Raw genomic sequence first — 4,435 nt, forward strand, 5'->3', positions numbered from 1 at the left:
AGAAGGGTCACCGGGACGATCCTTAGAGGGGGCCTTGGCCCGCAGGGCCAAGGCCCCCAAAGATTCCCTCCACCAACGCCCTCAGCTGCCTCGCAGCCAATGAGGGCGGCCACAGGCGCGGCCGCAACTAAACCTCGACGATGCACATGACTTCCACCGCCGCCCCGCCGGGAAGTTCATTGGCGCCCAGGGCCAGACGGGTGTGGGCCCCGCGCTCACCGAAGAGGTCAAGGATAAGCCCCGAAGCGCCATTCATCACTGCCGGCTGATCGCCAAACTCATCGGCGCTCCGTACATACCCCACCACCTGAACAAAGCGTTTGATTTTCTCCAAGTCGCCTAGATAGTTCTTAAGCAAGGCCAGACAGTTCAAAGCCGCCACCCGAGCCGCTTCCTGCCCCTCTTCCACCGTGAGGTCCCGGCCCACCTTGCCCTTGAAGAGAAGCTTGCCATCCCGCACCGGCGTCTGCCCGGACACATAGACCAAGTTGCCCGCCTGCACCACCGGAGTATAGAGCCCGCCCGGCTTAGGCGGTGCCGGAATCTCCAGGTTGTACTTCTCCTTCAACGTTTGTTCTACGCTCATAATGGTTCCTCCTCGCCCTTCGTCTTCGCGTGCTCGGGTGCCGGCTCGTCTCCCAGTGCCTCTTCAGAGCCACGAGCATAGCATCCACATCACCGGAACGAAAAGTATCCACCAATTCCCAGTGCTCCCGGGTTGTTTCCTGGCGCGATGCCGTGGTGCACGGGGACTAAATTAGCCAGCCCCAGGTCGAGAGTATTAGACCAGTGTGAAGTCTAAGATCTACCTCCACCGCTCGCTTTGATCCGGTCAGAGCGATGATTTCGATCCGCAGGCGGGGTTGGGTAACGTCAGGGGGAACATCAAAGGCCAGATTCAGGGTTTTGGGTTGCGGATCGGTGGTATAGATGGCGCTTAAGGTCCTGACCCCTTGGGAATCATTCAAGCGCCAGCTCAGCCAATCGCTTTGCGGGTAGATTTGGCCTTCGGCGTCTACCACCCAAAAGGTAGGGGCAGGGGTGGCGCCGGTCTCCCCAAAGGTCCAGGGGTTAACTAAACCCTTAGGGTTATACTGGTTGGCATTGCCGGCATCCCCAGCCACGGTCAGGTTTACCACCAGGACCGCGCCGTTGGCTGGAACTTCGTCACCGGCTTGCTTCCTCATTTCCCAACAGTTGACTTTGACCCGAGCCTTACCCTCCTTGGGAAGGCCCTTGGTTACCCCGCCTTCTTGCTTCCACTCGGTCATGGCAAAGGTGATGGTAAATTCCTGGCCCAGCCGGTAGCGAGCTACCACCTGGGCACCATCATTCCTGGCGCCGGACGAATCTTTGCCCAGTTCGCTCAAGTTCCTCTGTACGCTCTTTTCTATCCCTTCCTTGAGGGCGTTGGGAGTGCAGCCAAACATTATCACCCCCACTGTCCCCACTAAAAGTACCACCAGCCCTCGCCACACCAGCCGGGCCCGTTGTACTGAAAGCGCCTTCAGCTTGAGGACCCTCAACCCAAGGGCCGTCAACCTAAGGGCCCTCAACCCGTAGGCCACCAGCTGATGCCCTATCGCCACCCTGGCTTTCTCCAACTTGTCCATCCCCTATTCATGTTTATGAATAATCCGCCGCTTCTGAATATCTGGCTTTAACCATTGTACCGGATATAGTCTGGTCGATCAAGCTGCCTCCCTTAGGTGCCTTAGGTTTTAATCCTGGTTTTGGCTGGCAAGCCGGCGCAAAAGTGTGGCCAGGTGGTATTTATCCGCTTCTCCGCTTGCAATATTCATCATGGCCTGATACAGCATCCCCATTGGATCATCTAGGCTTAGGCCATTGAGTTCCAGGAACACCAGGGCACTCACCAGCGCCGTACGTTTGTTCCTATCAATAAAGGGATGCTTCTTACGAATATGAAAAGCATAAGCCGCCGCCATGGTGAAAAGGTCGGTGTGAAAGTAGACTCCGCCCCATGATCCCTCCGGCATCATTAGGGCTGATTCCAGAAGAGAGTAAATAATCCGAAAGCCCCCTGGCACGCCGCAATACCAGGGGGCTGAACTGCCTTTCTAGGACTTAGCTGCTAGGGCAGCTGCCGGTACATCCGCCCCAGCATGGCCGCCGCCTGCTCCCGAGTGGCAACTCCGGCTGGATCGAACTTACCGTTTACGCCCCGGACAATGTTCTTATCCACCGCCAGCGCTACTTCCTGGGCCAGGCCGGGGCTGATCTGGTTTTGGTCCTGGAAACGAGCCAGGATACTCTTGGCTTGGTCGGCGGAGGGAAGGCTAGCATGGGCAGCCAGTACCAGGGCCCGGGCCACCATGGCCGCCAGCTGCTCCCGGTTGATGGGGTCTTCGGGCTTGAAACTACTATCGTTAAATCCCTTCACTATCCCCGCTTCGGCCGCCGCCCGGATTTCCTTGAGTGCCCAGTGGCCAGCCGGAACATCCTTAAAGCCAGGCGCTTTATCCGAGGGCTCAAGCCTCAAGGCCCGGGCCACCCAGGCTGCAAACTGGGCCCGGCTGAGTTGACTTCCGCAATCAAACTTGGTATTGGTGATGCCGCGGATGATCTCTTGCTCCGCCAGGAACTGGATATCTTCTTTGGCAAAGGAATTGGCGATGTCGGTAAAGGCAGGTATTACCGCCGGGCGAACGTTGACTACCTTGCCGGTGGCAGCAAAATCGGTGGCAGCTACTATGCTAAAAAGCCCCCTGCTGTCAGGGGTGCACACCAGCTCCCCATTGGCATCGGTGCTGCCAAGGGTATCCCCGTTAGCGTTGATGACTGCCCCCTCCACCGGCAGCCCATAGGAGGTGACCTTGAGGGCCAGCTGGCGACCGGCTACTACATCATCAGGACTAGACTGAAGCACCAAGGGTTTGGGGTAGCCAGCCACCGCCGCAATCTTGCGGGCTATGTCGGTATTATCGATCTCCGCGGTTTTAAACTGGTCGGCTCCTGGTCCTTCCGCTCGCACTGCTACCGTGGCCCCGGTATGATCATTGCTGCTCCACTTGTAGGAACCGTCAGCTTCATTGTAGGTGAGGCCGCCGGTTTCGTGGTCGGCTGTGACTATCAGCAGAGTATCGGGATGCTGGGATACGAAATCCAAGGCCTTCTGCACCGCATTGTCAAACTCCACCCCTTCCCCGATCATGCCGTCAAAATTGTTGGCGTGAGATTCCCAGTCGATCTGGCCGCCCTCCACCATCAGGAAAAACCCGTCGGGATCTTTTTGCAAAGTCTCCAGCGCCTTGGCCGTCATTTGGCTTAGGGTAGGCTCGGTGGTATCGGCAGGGCGCTTCTTCATGGGCGTAAGGCCATTATCGGCGTGAAAAAGCCCTAGCAAGCGGTTAGCGCTTGCGGCCTGCATTTCCGCAGCCGTGCTTACGTAAGTATAACCCTTGTTCTTAGCCACCGTAATCAGGTCGCGGCCGTCGGGGCGAGCATCAAAGTTGTTGCGGCCGCCGCCCATGAGCACATCCACCCCGCTGGCCAGCTCTTCCACAGCAATGGTGTTAAAATCATTGCGGTTCATAATATGGGAGGCAAAGGCAGCAGGAGTAGCGTGGGCCACTTGGGTGGTGGTCACCAGGCCAGTAGCCTTGCCGATTTTCTCTGCTTGCTCAAGGATGGTGGGCACTACCGTGCCATCAGGTAAAACTGACATCCAGTTGTTGTTGGTCTTGTAGCCGGTAGCCATGGCCGCGGCCGCCGACGAGGAGTCAGTGACATCGGAATCCGCCGAATAGGTAGTCATGAGGCATTTGGCATCGTCCACTGCATCCATGGCCAGCTTCTGGCCCGCCGCCGCTTTGGCCGCCCGGATGGCTTCCACATGCTCTTCGCCCATGCCGTCGCCGATCATAAGGATGACATTCTTAGCCTGGGGCTGGGAGCCGGTTGCCGGCGGGGTCTCGGCCAATGCCCACCCAGGCAGGCTTAAAACTATACCTATGGCTAATACCAAACCCAACCAACGTTTGCCTTGCCCCTGTTTCCAAAAAGCCATAACCCGAAATTCCCCCTTTTGATGCAAGTCTTTCTTTACCGCCAACCACCCCGGTACAATCCTTTTGACTCTGTCCAGTCACCCCCTGCCATTTTTTCGGACAACATCAACATAACCTAAATCTGTAAAACTCCGATAAAGGCAGGATTAGCCGCAGGCTAAGCTTGGGCTAAGCTTTGCGCCGGGATGTTAGACAACCAGGCCTAGCCTTAATGGCTTATGGCAATCCAAATGCGGGCATGGGTACAGCGCAGGATGGTTGGGTATCTTAGTAGTAGGGACCGCTCGCCCCTTCCAGGCGGCCAGCGGTCACAGCAGCAGTTGGCTCGGTAACTTAGCGGCAAGATGACAGCCCGGGATACCGGCCGGGCCTGAGACCTGGTTTGTAGAAGGTGGGGAAAGAGT

4 protein-coding genes are annotated in these 4,435 nt (G+C 57.5%); all 4 read right to left on the reverse strand.

The window, feature by feature from the left end; all coding sequences use genetic code 11:
* Positions 1–127 precede the first annotated feature (127 nt).
* Positions 128–586, reverse strand: a complete 459-nt coding sequence (locus H5U02_14150; GenBank protein ID MBC7343564.1) for a RidA family protein — start codon at positions 584–586, stop codon at positions 128–130.
* Positions 587–752: 166 nt separating this feature from the next.
* Positions 753–1,589 carry a hypothetical protein gene (locus H5U02_14155; GenBank protein ID MBC7343565.1) on the reverse strand — a complete coding sequence of 279 codons (837 nt, stop codon included), beginning with the start codon at positions 1,587–1,589 and terminating at the stop codon, positions 753–755.
* 132 nt (positions 1,590–1,721) lie between these two features.
* Positions 1,722–2,003, reverse strand: a complete 282-nt coding sequence (locus H5U02_14160) for a type II toxin-antitoxin system death-on-curing family toxin (GenBank protein ID MBC7343566.1) — start codon at positions 2,001–2,003, stop codon at positions 1,722–1,724.
* Positions 2,004–2,095: 92 nt separating this feature from the next.
* A complete protein-coding gene (locus tag H5U02_14165) occupies positions 2,096–4,030 on the reverse strand; it encodes an alkaline phosphatase (GenBank protein MBC7343567.1) in 1,935 nt (644 codons plus the stop codon).
* Positions 4,031–4,435: the final 405 nt, after the last annotated feature.

It is taken from the genome of Clostridia bacterium (genome assembly GCA_014360065.1).
Lineage (GTDB): Bacteria > Bacillota > DSM-521 > Neomoorellales > JACIYF01 > JACIYF01.

Bases quoted from the DNA above. Each gene is read 5' to 3' on its own strand.
- H5U02_14150 (MBC7343564.1), bottom strand. From the start codon at position 586: ATGAGCGTAGAACAAACGTTGAAGGAGAAGTACAACCTGGAGATTCCG.
- H5U02_14160 (MBC7343566.1), bottom strand. From the start codon at position 2,003: ATGATGCCGGAGGGATCATGGGGCGGAGTCTACTTTCACACCGACCTT.
- H5U02_14165 (MBC7343567.1), bottom strand. From the start codon at position 4,030: ATGGCTTTTTGGAAACAGGGGCAAGGCAAACGTTGGTTGGGTTTGGTA.